This window comes from Marinomonas shanghaiensis (genome assembly GCF_003259175.1).
GTDB classification, from domain to species: domain Bacteria; phylum Pseudomonadota; class Gammaproteobacteria; order Pseudomonadales; family Marinomonadaceae; genus Marinomonas; species Marinomonas shanghaiensis.
Map to the genome: position 1 here is coordinate 32628 of NZ_QGOK01000026.1, position 15923 is coordinate 48550.

The following is a 15923-nucleotide window of genomic DNA, read 5'->3' on the forward strand; positions in this document are numbered from 1 at the left end:
TTGATCATGTCTGATGTTAAAAATGTGTCTTTTTATCGCCAAGATCAGCATAACAAAACCTTGGTGATCGCTTGTCCTCAACAGGGCGCCCCTGAGTTGCTGTATTTTGGTGAAGCTTTACCAAAAGCGACCGATTTAAACCGTGTCTATTTATCGCAACAAGCGGGGATACCGCAAGGCATGATGGATAAACCCACCCCCATGTCGCTGATTCCTGAAGCGGGCCGCGGTTGGTTGCAAACGCCTGGCGTTGAAGCCTGTGCCGCAGACCGTCCAGCTTGGGCGATGTGCTGGACATTGCTGGCGGTGGACGAGCAGCGTGTCGGCTTTGTGATTCGTTTGGAAGACAAGGTCGCTCAATTATCCGTTATTTTGGACATTGGTTTACTGCCGTCTGGTGTGTTGCGCCAACAATTGACGCTGACTAATGAGGGTCAAGCTGATGTTATGGTGCAGCGCTTAGCCTGTACCTTGCCTGTGGCAGGCCATTTTACTGAACGAATGGGCTTCTACGGTCGTTGGTGTCAGGAGTTTCAACAAGAGCGTAGCGTTTGGCAATCGACTTGGTTACAAGAAAACCGTAATGGCCGCAATTCTCAAGCGAACTTTCCGGCCGTGATGGTGGGCGAGCAAGGCTTTGCTGAACAGCAAGGTGAGTTGCTCGGGGCGCATTTGGCTTGGAGTGGCAATCACCGATTAAAAGCCGACTATACCGCCGAAGGTCATCGCTATTTGCAAGCCGAAGTCTTGTATTTGCCGGGTGAGATTGTTCTGGCCAATAATGAATCGATCACGACGCCAGAATTCTTAGCCGCATACAGTGCGTCTGGTTTAAACGACATGAGTCAGCAATTTCATCAAGAAGCACGTCATCGTCTGAAGTTCACTAAGCCGCGTCCTGTGCATCTCAATACCTGGGAAGCGTTTTACTTTGATCATGATATGACCAAATTGAAGGCGCTGGCGAAAGCCGCCGCCGACGTGGGCGTCGAACGCTATATCCTAGATGATGGGTGGTTCCGTGGTCGTCATCATGACAAGGCGGCATTGGGTGATTGGTTTGTCGATGAAACCAAATACCCTGATGGTTTAATGCCCTTGATCCGTTATGTGAAAGACGATCTTGGAATGGAATTTGGCTTGTGGTTTGAACCTGAAATGGTCAATCCAGATTCTGATTTATTTCGTGCTCACCCTGATTGGGCGTTGCAATTGCCTCAATACACTCCCGCTTTGGCGCGTCATCAGTTGGTATTGAATTTAGCGAAACCAGACGCTTATCAATACATCCGCGAGCGTTTGTTTGCACTGTTTACCGAATATCCGATTGACTATGTGAAATGGGATATGAACCGTGATTACACTCAGCCAAGCGGGGACATTGCGCCACAAGCCCATGCTCAAGTAGACGCTTTGTATCGATTATTGAGCGAGCTCAATCAGGCTTTTCCAGCCATGGAAATCGAGAGTTGTTCGTCGGGTGGCGCGCGAGTGGATTTTGGTATCTTAAATTTCACCAAACGTTTCTGGGCGTCGGATTGCAACGATGCCTTGGAACGTCAGACGATCCAGCGAGGCTTTAGCTATTTCTTGCCACCTGAAGTAATGGGATCTCACATTGGCCCAGATAAAAGCCATACCACCAGCCGTACCCATGATGTGGCATTCCGAGCAGGTACCGCGATGCTGGGTCATTTAGGAATTGAATGGAACCTGTTAGAAGCCAATGAGGCGCAAAAGACAATCATTGCCAATTGGCTATCTCACTACAAACAGTATCGAGCGGTGTTGCATGAAGGTAATAACTGGCGTTTACCCAGTGCTGATGGTTGCGCCCAAACTCAATGGGCATTAAGCCAAGATCGCCTTCAAGGCTTGGCTGTTTACAGCCAACTAGCCATGCCAAGACAAGCGCAAACCTTGCCTGTTCGCCTACCTAATTTATTACCAGATCAGCTCTATCGAGTGGACATTCTGGAACACAGCCCATTGCCAGGTCATCTGATGAAAGCCTTGCCTGTGTGGTGGAAAAAAGACCTTATATTAAACGGTGCGAGTTTGAGTCAAGTTGGGCTGCAACTGCCTATTTTTGATCCTGAATCCCTTGTATTGATAGCGATTCAAGCTGTACCTGAAGCGGAGAAACATTGAATGAGCGACAGCAATAACAAAGATAAAAAACCATTACGCAGTCAGCAATGGTACGGCAAATTAGACAAAGACGGTTTTATACACCGCAGCTGGATGAAAAACCAAGGCTTGCCAGATCACAGTTTTGATGGCCGTCCTATCATTGGTATTTGTAACTCTTGGAGCGAATTAACCCCATGTAATTCGCATCTTCGTGAATTAGCCGAGTACGTAAAACGTGGCGTGTGGGAAGCGGGCGGTGTGCCGCTGGAGTTTCCTGTAATGTCGTTGGGTGAAACCCAAATGAAGCCGACGGCCATGTTGTTTCGTAATTTGATGAGCATGGACGTGGAAGAATCCATGCGTGCTTATGGTATGGATGGCGTTGTTTTACTCGGTGGCTGTGACAAAACCACACCAGCGCAATTAATGGGCGCTTGTTCCGTGGACTTGCCGACGATTGTTGTGTCTTCTGGGCCAATGCTCAATGGCAAATACCGTGGCAAGGATATTGGTTCTGGTACGGACGTATGGAAATTCAGTGAAGCCGTACGTGGCGGAAAAATGAGCTTGGATGCTTTTATGCGCGCGGAATCGGGTATGTCCCGTTCTCGTGGCACCTGTATGACCATGGGCACAGCGTCGACCATGTCCTGTTTAATTGAAGCCTTGGGGATGTCGTTACCAGAAAACGGCACTTTGCCAGCAGTCGATGCCCGTCGTCAGGCGTTGGCGCACATGACCGGCGCGCGCATTGTTGAGATGGTCAAAGAAGATCTAAAACCCTCGGATATTTTGACCAAGACAGCGTTTGAAAACGCCATTCGTGCCAATGCGGCTATTGGTGGATCTACAAATGCGGTCGTGCATTTGTTGGCGATTGCGGGTCGTGTTGGTGTGGATTTGACATTAGACGATTGGGATCGCATTGGCGCGGAAGTTCCTTGTTTGGTCGATTTGATGCCTTCGGGTCGCTTTTTAATGGAAGACTTCCACTACGCAGGTGGCTTTCCGGCCTTGATTCAACGTTTGAGTCATGTGTTTGATATGAATGCCAACACAGTGTGTGGCGCTACCTTGGGTGAGATTACTGAAGGCGCAGAGTGCTTCAACGAAGAAGTGATTCGTCCTCTTGATAAACCATTACGAGCCAAAGCCGGTATTGCGGTGTTGCGCGGTAACTTATCGCCACTTGGCGCGATTATCAAGCCGAGCGCGGCTACGCCAGCCCTGCTGCAACACACAGGTAAAGCTGTGGTGTTTGAAAACATCGAAGACTATAAAGCGCGCATTGATACACCTGAGCTAGAAGTCGACAAGGATTCTATTCTTGTGCTGAAAGGCTGTGGGCCAAAAGGTTATCCGGGCATGCCAGAAGTGGGCAACATGGCGTTGCCCAGTAAGTTGCTTGCACAAGGCATTACCGACATGGTTCGCATCAGTGATGCTCGAATGAGCGGTACGGCATTCGGTACTGTGGTTCTGCACGTTGCGCCGGAATCTACTGTCGGTGGGCCATTGGCTTTGGTGCAAAACGGCGATGAAATCACCCTCGATGTGGAAGGGCGAGGTTTGCATTTGCATGTTTCTGATGAAGAAATGGCGCGTCGTAAAGCCGCGTGGCAACCAGAAGAAAGCAATTATCACCGTGGCTATGCCAAATTGTATATTGATCATGTCATGCAAGCAGATCAGGGAGCCGATCTGGACTTCCTTGTTGGTAACAGTGGATCAAAAGTGAGCAGGGAGTCCCATTAATGACACATAATAAAAATAAGACGGTTTTTCCAAGTTTGGCTGGTCGTCACGCCTTGGTCAGTGGCGGAGCGTCGGGTATCGGCGAGGCCTTGGTTCGAGCGTTAGCGCAGCAAGGTTGTTTGGTCAGTTTTTTCGATATTGATCAAACAGCGGGTGATGGCCTTGCCAAAGAGCTGAATGAGCAAGGCTTGAAAGCGCATTTTAATCGGGTTGATTTGACGGAAATAGAGACGCTTCAAGCCATGATTAACGAGCGCATGGCGGATTGGGGGGCGATTCGTATTCTAGTGAACAACGCGGCTAACGATCATCGTCATACTTTACAAGACATGACGTCTGATGCGTTTGATCAATGCATGTCGGTGAATCTAAAACATCATTTTTTTGCCGCTCAAACCGTCGCACCCGCGATGGCTGCAGCGGGTGGCGGTAGCATTATTAATATGAGTTCTAACTCTTGGATGTTGGGACTGGCTGGTTATCCGGGTTACGTAACGGCAAAAGCGGGTATTTCAGGTCTAACAAAAGGTTTGGCTCGAGAGCTTGGCGGACAGAAAATTCGCGTCAATACCGTGTTACCGGGCTGGGTGATGACGGAAAAACAAAAACGTTTGTGGTTAACGCCAGAAGCGGAAGCTGAGCTAATGACGCAGCAAGCGCTGAAAGAAAAAATTGAACCAGAAGATGTGGCGGATTTGGTGTTGTTCTTAGGCGCTGATGATAGCCGCATGATCTCGGGGCAGAGTTTGGTGGTGGACGGAGGGCGTTTGTAATGACCTCATTCAATCCTGTTTCGCAACCTGCTGGTGGCCAAGCGAGCTTTATTGCTGTTGATTGGGGAACCACGAATTTACGTGCCTTTTTGATGAATCAGGATGGTCATATTCAAGCCCAGCGCGACAGTGACCGAGGCATGTTAAAGCTCGGTTCTGCTGAGTTTGAAAGTGTCTTATCGGATTTGTTGGGAGATTGGCTTACGCCGGATCTACCCATTTATATGGCGGGTATGGTGGGCAGTCGCGGTGGTTGGCAAGAAGTGCCTTATCTGCGATGCCCAATTCGCTTAGATGAGTTGTCAGAGCACCTTTTTTGGTTGTCCACAAACATGCCAAACAAGGTAGCAATAGTACCTGGCCTTAGGGGTGACGGTGTATCTGGGCTTATTGATGTCATGCGCGGCGAAGAAACGCAATTGCTGGGCGCGCTTGATTGGTTAGAAGAGCAAGGCCGCACCGATGAGTCGCCCATATTTTGCTTACCGGGAACCCATTGCAAATGGGCGCAAATCACTGAAGGCAAGGTAACGCAGTTTTCTACCTCAATTACGGGGGAGTTATTTGCTCGTTTGAATGACGAATCCAGTTTGGTAAAAGGCTTGCCTAAATCCGATCTGCTGAATGAAGACGCCTTTAAAAAAGGCGTCTTAGCGAGCCAACAAACAGGCGGGATTTTGCACCATCTATTCAGCGCACGCAGTCGTTTCGTATGTGGTGAGCTGGTAGCAGATGAGGTACGAGATTACTTATCTGGTGTGGTGATTGGTCATGATGTGAACGATATTTTATCGGCATTGACTATGCCAACGAGCCCTGTATTGATTATTGGTAGCCAAGCATTGAGTACACGCTATGGATTGGCTCTGTCTTCATTGAGCGTAAGTTCTGAATTCTTAGCCGCCAACGAAGCCAGTATTCGTGGTTTAAAACGCTTGGCGAATCGTCAAGCTAGGTCGGAAATGAATCCGACAACAGGAGCCTAATGACATGAAATATTCTTTTGATGCATTGATGCACGAGTTCCCTATGGTCGCTATCCTTCGAGGCATTAAGCCTGACGAGGTGGCTGAGCATGCTCAGGTTCTGATTGGTGCGGGTTTTCGCTTGATCGAAGTGCCGCTTAATTCCCCTGATGCCTTTACCAGTATTCGTACGTTACAAGAAAAATTTGGTGACCAAGTATTGATTGGTGCTGGCACGGTGTTGACCATGGGGCAATTGACGGAATTGGTTGATACCGGGGCGAAATTAATGGTTTGCCCACATACCGATGTCGAGCTGATTAAAGCCGCGAAAGTCGCGGGGTTATACGCTATGCCAGGCTTCTTTACTGCGAGTGAGGCATTCGCAGCACTGCATGCCGGCGCAGATGCAGTAAAACTGTTTCCAGCTGAAGCGCTGCCAACGATCAATGTGGTAAAAGCCTTAGGTGCTGTTATTCCTGCAGAGACTTGGCTGTGTCCCGTTGGTGGTGTAACGCCTGACAACGTGGCGGATTATTTAAATGTGGGTGCTCGTGGTTTTGGCCTAGGGTCTGCGTTGTATAAAAAAGGCCAGTCAGTCGAGACGACGAAAACCAATGCTGAAGCCTTTATGAACGCTTGGAAGGCTTACAAAAAATAGTTCTCTTTAAGCAAGCAAGAGACGAGGGAGAATAAAAATAATGAAACAAATTAGTACTCAACGCCATCAGTTGGCTGAAGGGCCTTTTTGGAGTCAATCTGAGCAAGCTTTGTATTGGGTCGATATTCCGGCTTGCCAAGTATGGTGTTGGCATCAAACCTCTAATGAATACCAGCACTGGACACTGCCCCAGAAAGTGTCTGCTGTATTCACCACGCAGAGCGACCGTTTATTAGTGACGTTAGCGGATTCTGTCGCTTATTTAAACAAAACGACGGGGGAATTAGAGCACCTGTGTGATTTGGATACCGACATTGCGGGCAATCGCAGTAACGATGCGAAGTGTGATCCCCATGGTAATTTATGGGTAGGGACAATGGACGATGCCGAAGAAAAGGCGTCAGGTCGTTTATGGAAGGTCACGCCAGAAGGCAAAAAGACCTTGATGCTGGAAGGGATTGGCATTTCCAATACTTTGGCATGGGATGAATCTCGTGGACGCTTTTATTTTGGTGACTCCATGACACGTAAAGTGCACGCCTTTCCTTATCCAGAGTTTTATGACGTGCGCAGCCAAAAACCGTTTTTTGAAGTGAAAGAAGGCATTGGTGCGGACGGTTCTTGTATCGACTCCGAAGACTGCATTTGGAACGCCAATTGGAATGGTGCTCGTGTTGTGCGTTACAACCCAGAAGGTGAAGTGCTGCAGACGATTGAATTGCCGTTCTCTAAGCCAACCAGCTGTGTGTTTGGTGGCCCAGACGGCAACACGCTATTTATTACTTCCGCCAGCGTGGATACCAGTGATGATGAGTTGATCGCTAAGCCTTTATCTGGACATGTGATTGCCATCGATTTAAAACAAGCATTAGGGCTGGATGTTACTGGTGCGCCAAGTCAGCCTTTTGCAGGAGCATAGAATATGAAATTAGGTGTATGTTATTACCCAGAACATTGGCCAAAAAGCCGTTGGGTGGACGATGCTCAGCATATGCAGCGTATTGGCATTGAATATGTCCGAATAGGAGAATTCAGCTGGAGTACGATTGAACCCACTCCGGGGGAATTGCATTGGGAATGGTTAGCAGAATCGTTGGATATTTTGCATGCCCATGGTTTGAAAGTCATTTTAGGAACGCCAACCGCCACGCCACCTAAGTGGTTGGTGGATCGTCATCCGTCTATGTTGGCAAAAGACGAGCAAGGCCGAGTGCGTCACTTTGGCTCGCGTCGCCATTATACCTTCGCTAGCCTTGAATATCGTGAAGAATGTCGTCGTATCGTTACCTTGATGGCAGAGCGTTTTGGACAGCACCCCGCCGTGGCGGCTTGGCAGACTGATAACGAATATGGCTGCCATAACACCATTTTAAGCTACGCCGAGGCGGATTTAGCGGCGTTTCGAATTTGGCTGACGGAAAAATACGGCACGATCGAGGTGTTGAATAAAGCCTGGGGGAACGTGTTTTGGAGCATGGATTACCGATCTTTTGATGAGATTGAATTGCCAAATTTGACCGTAACGGAAGCCAATCCATCTCATCGCTTAGATTTCCAGCGCTGTTGCTCAGACCAAGTAGTGGCTTTTAACAAGCTACAAGTGGATATCTTGCGTGAGCATTCTGCAGGGCGTGATTTGGTTCATAACTATATGGGCTTTTTTACGGCATTTGATCATCATAAAGTCGGTCAAGATTTGGATGTCGCCAGTTGGGACACTTATCCGCTGGGCTTTTTGGATCAAGAAGCGATTTATACGCCAGAAGAAAAGCATCAATATTTGCGTGTTGGGCACCCTGACTTTGGCGCTTTCCATCATGATTTATACCGTGGCTGCGGCAAAGGTAGATTATGGATTATGGAGCAACAGCCAGGGCCGGTAAATTGGGCGCCACACAATCCAACACCTGCAGACGGTGCTGTACGCTTGTGGACGTGGGAGGCTTTTTCTCATGGTGCAGAGTTAGTCTCTTATTTCCGATGGCGTCAGGCGCCGTTTGGACAAGAACAAATGCACGCGGGCTTGCTTCGTCCAGATGCTCAGGAAGCGGAAGCCGCAAAAGAAGCACAGCTGGTTGCAGAAGAGGTGAAACAGTTATCGGCTTCACTTGGCCTGGATGCCGATGAGCTAATGTCACTTCCTAGTGCTGGAAAAGTGGCTCTGATGTTTGACTACGATGCGTGTTGGTCATTGGATATTCAGCCTCAATCACGTGCCTATCATTATTTATTTTGGTGTTATCGCGTTTATGAAGCGCTACGTGAACTTGGTTTGTCCGTGGATATTATTCCTAGCAGTGGAGCATTAGATACCTATGATTTACTTGTGTTGCCCTCACAGGCGCATATATCCGCTGAATTACATGATCGACTGAGCGCATATCAAGGGGTATTGCTCGCAGGGCCAAGAACAGGCAGTAAAACAGAAACTTACCAAATTCCTGAGAATCTTGCGCCTGGCCCATTGGCCAGTCTCTTGCCGTTGACGGTTGAACGTGTTGATGCGTTACCTGAGCACATTCAGCCAGCCGTTTCTGGTCGTTGGGGGGCGGGGCATTTAAAACATTGGCATGAACAAATTAGCACGGTGTTACCTTGCCTGTTAAAAGATGCGGGTGGCAATCCTGTTTTAATGGGCGAAGGTCGTCATTACTATCTTGGCTCTTGTGTTGATAATGGGGTGTTAAAAAGCAGCCTAGGAAAATTGGCGGACATAGCGGGTTTGTCGACAGAGCATCTGCCAAAAGGGATACGCGTCCGAGAGCGAGGCAATGTGATTTTTGTCTTCAACTATGGAACGAATCCTGTGTTTTATGCACCCGAAAAGGCGCATTTATTGATCGGTCAGCAGATGATAGAAGCCGCTGGTGTCGCCATTTGGCAAAAAAAATAAAAATAAAATGGAACTAAGTTTCTTTTATTGTATTTTTTGCGGTTGAAAATCAATCAAACTTGATCAATACTGAAACCTAGTTCCAATTAATAAAAAGAAAAAGAGGGCCTGTTAAAATGAAAAAATTGCAATCCTTGTTAGTAGGGGCAATGGCACTGGGTGCTGTCTCTATGGTAAACGCGGGAACCTTGGTGATTAACTCCGACCAAGCTGATCCAGCACCTAAAAAAGCCTTTGCTGAGATTATTCAAAAATTTGAAAATGAAAATCCAGACGTCACCGTAAAATACAATTTATACGATAAAGAAGGCTACAAAACGGCCATTCGTAATTGGTTAGCGACGACGCCGCCAGATATAGTGTTTTGGTATGCTGGTAATCGTATGAAAGCCTTTGTTGATCGTGGCTTGTTTGAAGATGTGAGCGATATTTGGGACCAACAAGAATTAAAGAAAAACATGGCTTCTGCTGCACCAGCCATGACCATCAATAATAAACAGTGGGGGATTCCTTACACTTATTATCAATGGGGTATCTACTACCGTAAAGATATTTTCGACAAGCTAGGTTTGTCAGAACCAAAAACGTGGGATGAATTTCTAGCGGTTAACGAAACGCTCAAATCAAATGATATTGCACCGATTGCCATTGGTACTAAGTACTTATGGACGGCGGCAGGTTGGTTTGACTATATGAACCTGCGTACCAATGGTTTGGATTTTCATATTGACTTGATGGATGGCAAGATTCCATACACGGACCCTCGAGTACGCAAAACTTTTGAGAACTGGAAAGTATTGATTGATAAGGGCTACTTTTTAGAAAATCATGCCTCTTATTCTTGGCAAGAAGCACAACCATTTATGTACAACGGTAAGGCCGCTATGTATCTCATTGGGAATTTCATTGTGCCAAACTTCCCGAAAGAGCTTGATGGCAAAATGGGGTTCTTCCAATTTCCACAAATAGATCCTGCTGTTGGTATGGCAGAAGATGCACCTATGGATACGATCCACATTCCAGCGAAAGCGGCTAACAAAGAGGATGCCCGTAAATTCTTAGCGTTTATGGCACGTGCCGATAATCAAACCTTAGTTAATGAGGCACTATTGCAGATTCCTCCTCATGCTAAAGCCAAAGCGCCGGATGACTTTTTCTTAAATAAAGGCGTCGAAATGCTCAACAATGCATCCGGAACGGCACAGTTTTATGACCGTGATACCGATCCAAGCATGGCGCAAGAAGGCATGAAAGGTTTCCAAGAGTTCATGGTGAAGCCTGATCGTCTAGACGCTATTTTGCAACGACTAGAAGGCGTGAGAAAACGCGTTTTTAAATAATCTATGAGGCTGCTTACTTAAAAAGAGTAAGTAAAAAATTGCTTGTTAGAATCGAAAGCCAGTTCAATGATGTTGAGCTGGCTTTTTTTTACTTTGCTATCAAGAAGGAAAGGCTCTAATAACAATTAGTTAAATAAATTTTTTATTTTTAATGTTAGTTATTCTCAAATGATTGTCAGATCTATTTAATATGTTATATCATAACTTTTTATTTCTTTGTGGATAATATGGATATGATGGTAATGCCTTCTTTAAAGCGAATAATCTCTTGTGTGTTAGTTGCCAGTACTTTATCGGGTGTGGTTGCTTTTGCGCAACCAACTCAATCAAATACCTTGTCGATCAGCGCTGCGTTTGAATTTACCAGTTTGGATCCTTCTAAAAATGGCTTTGTTTTTAGTCGAATGCAGATTTTGGAAACCTTATTGGATGTGGATGCTGATGGATTATTGATTCCTGCGCTGGCCGATCGTTGGGAGGTGAGTCAGGACGCAAAAACTTGGACTTTTCATTTACGAGAGGGTGTGCATTTTCATGATGGCCCTTTAATGGATGCGGACGCTGTGGTGAATAGCCTTTCTTTTGCGCAAGCAAAACATGGCGCCTTAAGTAACGCTCCCATTGACAGCATTAAGGCGTTAGACAAAAACACGGTCGTTATTCAATTATCTCGACCTTACACCTTATTAGGTGCGGTATTGGCAAATTATGCTAATGGTATTTTTTCGCCAGCCGCTTATGGAAAAGATGGCGAAGTACTGGCTTTGTCTGCGACAGGGCCTTATCAGCTCTATCAGTTCGCCCCACCACATAAGTTAGTCGTAGAAAAATTTGACGATTACTGGGGAAAGAAAGCCAGCATTCCTTATGCTAGCTATTTAACAGGGCATCGTGCGGAAAGCCGTGTGTTGCAAGCACGCAGTGGTCAAGTGGATATTGTGTTTGGGTTGGATCCTGCTAGTTTGCCGTCTTTGAAGCGTTTACCCAGTTTGGATCTATATTCTAATGCGATTCCTCGCACTATAGTTTTAAAAGTAAACAGTGGTCATCCGTTCTTAAAAGAGATTAGTGCTCGCCAAGCTTTGAGCCTAGCGATTAATCGCAAAGGTATTGCGAACGGTATTTTACGTACGCCAAATTCAGAGGCCGAGCAGCTCATGCCAGCTTCTCTGTCTAATTGGCATCTTGATGGGGTTTCCATGCGTCGTGGTGCCCAGGAAGCCAGCGCAGAAGATTTATTAGCCTCGTTAGGTTGGAAGAAAAATGCCAAAGGCCAGCTTGAGCGAGATGGAAAAGTGTTTGAGCTGACGCTGATAACCTATGCTGATCGTCCAGAGTTGACCACAGTTGCAACGGCCATACAAGCTCAATGGCAAGCCATTGGCGTTACGACAAAGGTTGAAGTAACAAACTCCAGCGCCATTCCAATGGGCCATCAGGATGGTTCTTTAGAGGTGGCTCTGATTGCACGTAATTATGGTTTTATCGCAGATCCGCTTGGGGTGATGTTGTCAGACTTTGGCTCTAATGGCGGTGGTGATTGGGGCGCTATGAATTGGAATAATTCAGAAATAAGTCAGCTATTGATGTCTCTTGAAAGTGTGTCAGACCCTAAAGAATATAAAAACATTGCTCAGCGAAGTGCGCAGTTAATTTATGATGAGCGCCCGGTGATTCCCGTCACGTTTTATGTGCAACAAACGTCTGTTAATAAACGTGTGAAGGGATTTCGATTCGATCCTTTTGAGCGTAGCTTTCTCTTGAACGAAATGGAGTTTGTTAAACCATGAAGGCAATGCTGTTAAAAAGAGCGCTGCAGTTAGTGACAGTAGTTTGGGGGGTTGGCACCTTAACGTTTGTCCTAATGCGTTCTCTGCCTGGGGACATGGCTTATCGCATTGCGGCAAGCCGTTATGGCCAAGACAATGTGAATTCTGACGCTGCCGCGTTGGTGCGTCAGGAATTGAATCTAGACCAAAGTGCTTTTGTAGCGTATTGGCATTGGCTATTGGATTTGTTGCAATTCAATTTGGGTCATTCTTTGGTCAGTGGTTTGCCTGTTATTGATGCCATCCAGCATATGCTTGGGCATTCTTTATTGTTGGCTTTGTCCGGTTTATTGATCTCGATATTGATTGCGGTACCGATAGGGTTGTTCTGCGCATGGCGTGGCAACCCACTTGATTCTGTCTTTATGGGCTTGTCTAGCGTGATACGGGCCACGCCTGTGTTTGTGCTAGGTGTGTTGTTTATTCTGTTATTTGCTTTGCATTGGAATTGGTTTCCTGTAGCAGGTTTTGGCACGCCAGCACACTTGGTTTTGCCCGCATTGACATTGGCGTTAAGTTTGGCCGCTGTCTCGAACAGAGTGGTGAGAGATTCCGCTAAACAAACCTTTCAAGCGGCTTTTTACCAATTTTCTAAGGTAAAAGGCTTATCGGCATGGCAGACTTTTAAGCGCCATGGTGCGCGCAATATTGCTGTGCCTGTGGTGGCGTTTTTCGGTATTCAATTAGTAAGTATGATCGAAGGGATTGTCATGATTGAGTCGTTGTTTTCTTGGCCGGGTATTGGTCATGGTTTGGCTCATGCTATTTTTGCTCGTGATATTCCTGTGATTCAGGGGGCGGCATTGGTGATGGGGATGTTGTTTGTGGCTTTGAATACCTTGGTGGATATCTTGTGTCTATGGATTGATCCAAGAGGAGCGAGAGAAGCATGAAAAAGACATTGAGAGCATCTCAGTTGGTTGGCTTAGGATTATTGATCGGTTTGTTGGCTTTTTCTGTGCTTGGAATGGCATTTTCCCCCTACAGTATTTCTCAGCAAGATTTGAATGCGGTTCTTGACGCTCCTTCTTCTGCGCATTGGCTTGGTACGGATCATTTTGGTCGCAGTATGTTAACGCGTATGGCTTATGCGGTTGGTTTGTCTTTTGCTCTGGGAGTGTTATGTGTTGTGACATCGTCTTTACTTGGAACGGCGCTAGGGGTTTGGGCCGTTTGGGGTGGGAAGAGGGTCGATCATGTGCTTGGCATGATGGTGAATATTTTGTTGGCGTTGCCAGGGTTAGTCGTCGTATTGCTATTCGCAGCGATTGTGCCAGGCTCCTTTTGGATTTTGTATTTGGCAATTTCATTAGTGCAATGGGTAGAGTACTTCCGAGTGGTTCGTGCGATCACACAAAATGTCATTCAAAGTCCAGCTAGACAGTCTTCTGAGATGATGGGCTTTAGTCGTTGGTACCAATTTAAGCGTCATATTTGGCCGGCCATTGCGCCTTCGGTTTTTACCTTGGCTGCTTTTGGTGGTGCGAATGCCATTTTAACCATGGCGTCATTGGGTTTTGTGTATGTGGGTATTCAGCCACCGTTAGCCGAACTAGGGTTGATGACGGTTGAGTTGTTTCCATTTTACAGCGATGCCCCTTGGCTATTGGCTCAACCTTTAGTCGTTATTGCCTTGATGGTGTTTGGATTTCATTTGTTGGCAGGGAAACGAGTATGAGTGTATTGCTAAAACTAACCAATGTGGCGGTGTATGTTGGTGACACTTGTTTGCTGGAACCTATTTCGTTGGAGTTAAGACAAGGCCAACCTTTGACGATTCTCGGGCAGACTGGGTCAGGTAAAAGCTTGCTTGCTCAAGCCATTATGGGGTTATTGCCTGACACTTTATCCTTTCAAGGTGAGGTTGAGGTATTTGGTAATGTCTTATCTCTCGAAGAGCGTCAGGCTTTGTGGGGGCGAGACTTGGTGATGTTACCGCAAGAACCATGGCATGCTTTAGATCCCTTGATGAAAGGCATTTATCAGGTGTCAGAGGTATATCAGTATGTGCAGGGTAAACCTAATCATGAAGCCCTTGCCCGTGCAAAACAGGATCTTGATGATGTCGGTTTGGCTGATAGTGCCCACAAACGACCCGGTCAATTGTCGGGTGGCATGGCGCAACGCTTGGCCATTTCGGCGGCAACAGCAGGCGGGGCAAATGTCATTTTAGCGGATGAACCAACAAAAGGTTTAGATGTGTCTCGTCGTGACGGAATTGTGCGTTTATTGCAGTCTCGTTCCATAGCGGGCAGTTTACTGACCATTACGCATGATGTGGCTATTGCTCGCCAGTTAGGTGGCACGCTTTTGGTGATGAAACAGGGGCGATTGGTTGAGCAAGGTGATGCCCTAGAAGTGCTTGATAATCCGCAGGACAGTTATACTCGGGAATTGATCGCAGCGGAACCTAAGTCTTGGACGGAAAAGCCTCTTTCGTCCGTCGATACATCGGCAGAAACCGTGCTGCTGGCAGAGAATCTTGCTATTAAGCGTGGTGGGCGAACCTTGTTTGAGGATTTGTCTTTTTCAATCAAGAAGGGCGAAGTGGTTGGCGTTGTGGGTGATAGTGGCTGTGGTAAGTCCTCTTTGGGCGATGCCTTACTGTCAATGTTGCCCGTATCGGCTGGTAACATTACCCGTTTCAATAACACAGCGAAACCCTATCAGTGGTTAAAATTGTATCAAGATCCGCCGTCGGCTTTTACCGCTAGTGTGTCATTGGGTACCTTATTAGAGGATTTGGTGCGCTTACATAACATTCCGCGAGAACGAATTTCGCCTTTGATGACGCGTTTAAACCTACCAGATGCCATTTTACAGCGCAACTGCTTAAACGTGTCAGGGGGGGAGTTGCAGCGTTTTGCTATTTTACGAGCCTTGCTTTTGGATCCTGTGTTTTTATTTGCTGATGAGCCGACGTCACGCTTAGATCCAATCACCGCCAAAGACGTAACAAGCTTGTTAGTGACGCTGGCGAGGGAGACTGGGTGTGCGGTGTTGATGGTGAGCCATGATCCTGATCTGGTTCGTAAGACGTGCGATCAAGTGATTGCTCTTTAGTGTCTGCGCTTTAGATAAGGTGGGCAGTGGGCTTTTTGATGCAAACTATGCAAAAGCACAGCAGAAAACAGGCTTTCTGTTTTACTTTTGTATTCCCTGTGGTTTAATTTTCTTATATACACTTCTAAGAGATCTTTGCATGACGGCAGGCATTGTTGATGTCGCCTTGTAAAGGTCTCTCTTATTTAGGAAATATTATGTCTTTAAAAACGTCTCTTTCTGTTGCTTTTTTTAGTAGTGTCGTTGCTTTTGCATCGAGCAATGCTTTGGCGTTTGAAGATTATTGTACGCCCAAGTTAGATGCTTATCTGAGTAATGTGCAGAAAACCGTAGACTCTAAGTACGTCAGTCAACGCCAAAAAGACGTTGCACAAAAAATCCTAGACAGAGTGAAGGCGAATAGAAACGATACTGGAGATTGTGTGTTGGTCGATAAGCTTCTGCCTTGATGTCTTTTGTTGAACATAATGAAGCAAAAAAAACCGAAAATCTTGAGGATTTTCGGTTTTTT

13 protein-coding genes are annotated in these 15923 nt (G+C 46.6%); all 13 read left to right on the forward strand.

Features of this window, described 5'->3' with window-relative positions; genetic code table 11:
- Positions 1 to 6 precede the first annotated feature (6 nt).
- The 13 genes from DKT73_RS17720 to DKT73_RS17780 all read left to right on the forward strand — a co-directional run bounded on the left by DKT73_RS17720 (position 7) and on the right by DKT73_RS17780 (position 15861).
- Positions 7 to 2151: an alpha-galactosidase gene (locus DKT73_RS17720; protein WP_111639848.1), complete on the forward strand. Its 2145-nt coding sequence runs from the start codon at positions 7 to 9 to the stop codon at positions 2149 to 2151.
- On the forward strand, positions 2152 to 3888 hold the full coding sequence (locus DKT73_RS17725) for an IlvD/Edd family dehydratase (RefSeq protein WP_111639849.1): 1737 nt from the start codon (positions 2152 to 2154) through the stop codon (positions 3886 to 3888). It begins immediately after the preceding gene.
- Positions 3888 to 4661, forward strand: coding sequence for an SDR family NAD(P)-dependent oxidoreductase (locus DKT73_RS17730; protein WP_111639850.1), 774 nt, complete (start codon positions 3888 to 3890; stop codon positions 4659 to 4661). Before DKT73_RS17725 ends, DKT73_RS17730 begins: the two co-directional genes overlap by 1 nt.
- On the forward strand, positions 4661 to 5647 hold the full coding sequence (locus DKT73_RS17735; protein ID WP_111639851.1) for a 2-dehydro-3-deoxygalactonokinase: 987 nt from the start codon (positions 4661 to 4663) through the stop codon (positions 5645 to 5647). The genes DKT73_RS17730 and DKT73_RS17735 overlap by 1 nt, the downstream gene beginning before the upstream one ends.
- Before the next feature lie 4 nt (positions 5648 to 5651).
- Entirely contained in the window at positions 5652 to 6287 is a 636-nt protein-coding gene (locus tag DKT73_RS17740; RefSeq protein ID WP_111639852.1) for a 2-dehydro-3-deoxy-6-phosphogalactonate aldolase, read from the forward strand.
- A 40-nt stretch (positions 6288 to 6327) separates the two neighbouring features.
- Positions 6328 to 7206, forward strand: a complete 879-nt coding sequence (locus tag DKT73_RS17745; RefSeq protein WP_111639853.1) for an SMP-30/gluconolactonase/LRE family protein — start codon at positions 6328 to 6330, stop codon at positions 7204 to 7206.
- A gap of 3 nt (positions 7207 to 7209) precedes the next feature.
- Positions 7210 to 9180: a beta-galactosidase gene (locus tag DKT73_RS17750; protein WP_111639854.1), complete on the forward strand. Its 1971-nt coding sequence runs from the start codon at positions 7210 to 7212 to the stop codon at positions 9178 to 9180.
- A 116-nt stretch (positions 9181 to 9296) separates the two neighbouring features.
- The gene (locus tag DKT73_RS17755) at positions 9297 to 10520 is read left to right on the forward strand and encodes an ABC transporter substrate-binding protein (RefSeq protein WP_111639855.1); all 1224 of its coding nucleotides are present in this window, start codon (positions 9297 to 9299) and stop codon (positions 10518 to 10520) included.
- A gap of 242 nt (positions 10521 to 10762) precedes the next feature.
- Positions 10763 to 12310, forward strand: a complete 1548-nt coding sequence (locus tag DKT73_RS17760; RefSeq protein ID WP_111639856.1) for an ABC transporter substrate-binding protein — start codon at positions 10763 to 10765, stop codon at positions 12308 to 12310.
- Positions 12307 to 13242 carry an ABC transporter permease gene (locus DKT73_RS17765; protein WP_111639857.1) on the forward strand — a complete coding sequence of 312 codons (936 nt, stop codon included), beginning with the start codon at positions 12307 to 12309 and terminating at the stop codon, positions 13240 to 13242. Before DKT73_RS17760 ends, DKT73_RS17765 begins: the two co-directional genes overlap by 4 nt.
- Complete coding sequence (locus DKT73_RS17770) at positions 13239 to 14027, forward strand: ABC transporter permease (RefSeq protein ID WP_111639858.1); 789 nt, start codon at positions 13239 to 13241, stop codon at positions 14025 to 14027. Before DKT73_RS17765 ends, DKT73_RS17770 begins: the two co-directional genes overlap by 4 nt.
- Entirely contained in the window at positions 14024 to 15412 is a 1389-nt protein-coding gene (locus DKT73_RS17775; RefSeq protein ID WP_111639859.1) for an ABC transporter ATP-binding protein, read from the forward strand. The genes DKT73_RS17770 and DKT73_RS17775 overlap by 4 nt, the downstream gene beginning before the upstream one ends.
- 197 nt (positions 15413 to 15609) lie before the next feature.
- A complete protein-coding gene (locus DKT73_RS17780) occupies positions 15610 to 15861 on the forward strand; it encodes a hypothetical protein (protein ID WP_111639860.1) in 252 nt (83 codons plus the stop codon).
- Positions 15862 to 15923: the final 62 nt, after the last annotated feature.

Bases quoted from the DNA above. Each gene is read 5' to 3' on its own strand.
- DKT73_RS17735 (WP_111639851.1), top strand. From the start codon at position 4,661: ATGACCTCATTCAATCCTGTTTCGCAACCTGCTGGTGGCCAAGCGAGC.
- DKT73_RS17745 (WP_111639853.1), top strand. From the start codon at position 6,328: ATGAAACAAATTAGTACTCAACGCCATCAGTTGGCTGAAGGGCCTTTT.
- DKT73_RS17760 (WP_111639856.1), top strand. From the start codon at position 10,763: ATGCCTTCTTTAAAGCGAATAATCTCTTGTGTGTTAGTTGCCAGTACT.
- DKT73_RS17765 (WP_111639857.1), top strand. From the start codon at position 12,307: ATGAAGGCAATGCTGTTAAAAAGAGCGCTGCAGTTAGTGACAGTAGTT.
- DKT73_RS17780 (WP_111639860.1), top strand. From the start codon at position 15,610: ATGTCTTTAAAAACGTCTCTTTCTGTTGCTTTTTTTAGTAGTGTCGTT.
- DKT73_RS17740 (WP_111639852.1), top strand. From the start codon at position 5,652: ATGAAATATTCTTTTGATGCATTGATGCACGAGTTCCCTATGGTCGCT.
- DKT73_RS17725 (WP_111639849.1), top strand. From the start codon at position 2,152: ATGAGCGACAGCAATAACAAAGATAAAAAACCATTACGCAGTCAGCAA.
- DKT73_RS17775 (WP_111639859.1), top strand. From the start codon at position 14,024: ATGAGTGTATTGCTAAAACTAACCAATGTGGCGGTGTATGTTGGTGAC.
- DKT73_RS17755 (WP_111639855.1), top strand. From the start codon at position 9,297: ATGAAAAAATTGCAATCCTTGTTAGTAGGGGCAATGGCACTGGGTGCT.
- DKT73_RS17770 (WP_111639858.1), top strand. From the start codon at position 13,239: ATGAAAAAGACATTGAGAGCATCTCAGTTGGTTGGCTTAGGATTATTG.
- DKT73_RS17720 (WP_111639848.1), top strand. From the start codon at position 7: ATGTCTGATGTTAAAAATGTGTCTTTTTATCGCCAAGATCAGCATAAC.
- DKT73_RS17750 (WP_111639854.1), top strand. From the start codon at position 7,210: ATGAAATTAGGTGTATGTTATTACCCAGAACATTGGCCAAAAAGCCGT.
- DKT73_RS17730 (WP_111639850.1), top strand. From the start codon at position 3,888: ATGACACATAATAAAAATAAGACGGTTTTTCCAAGTTTGGCTGGTCGT.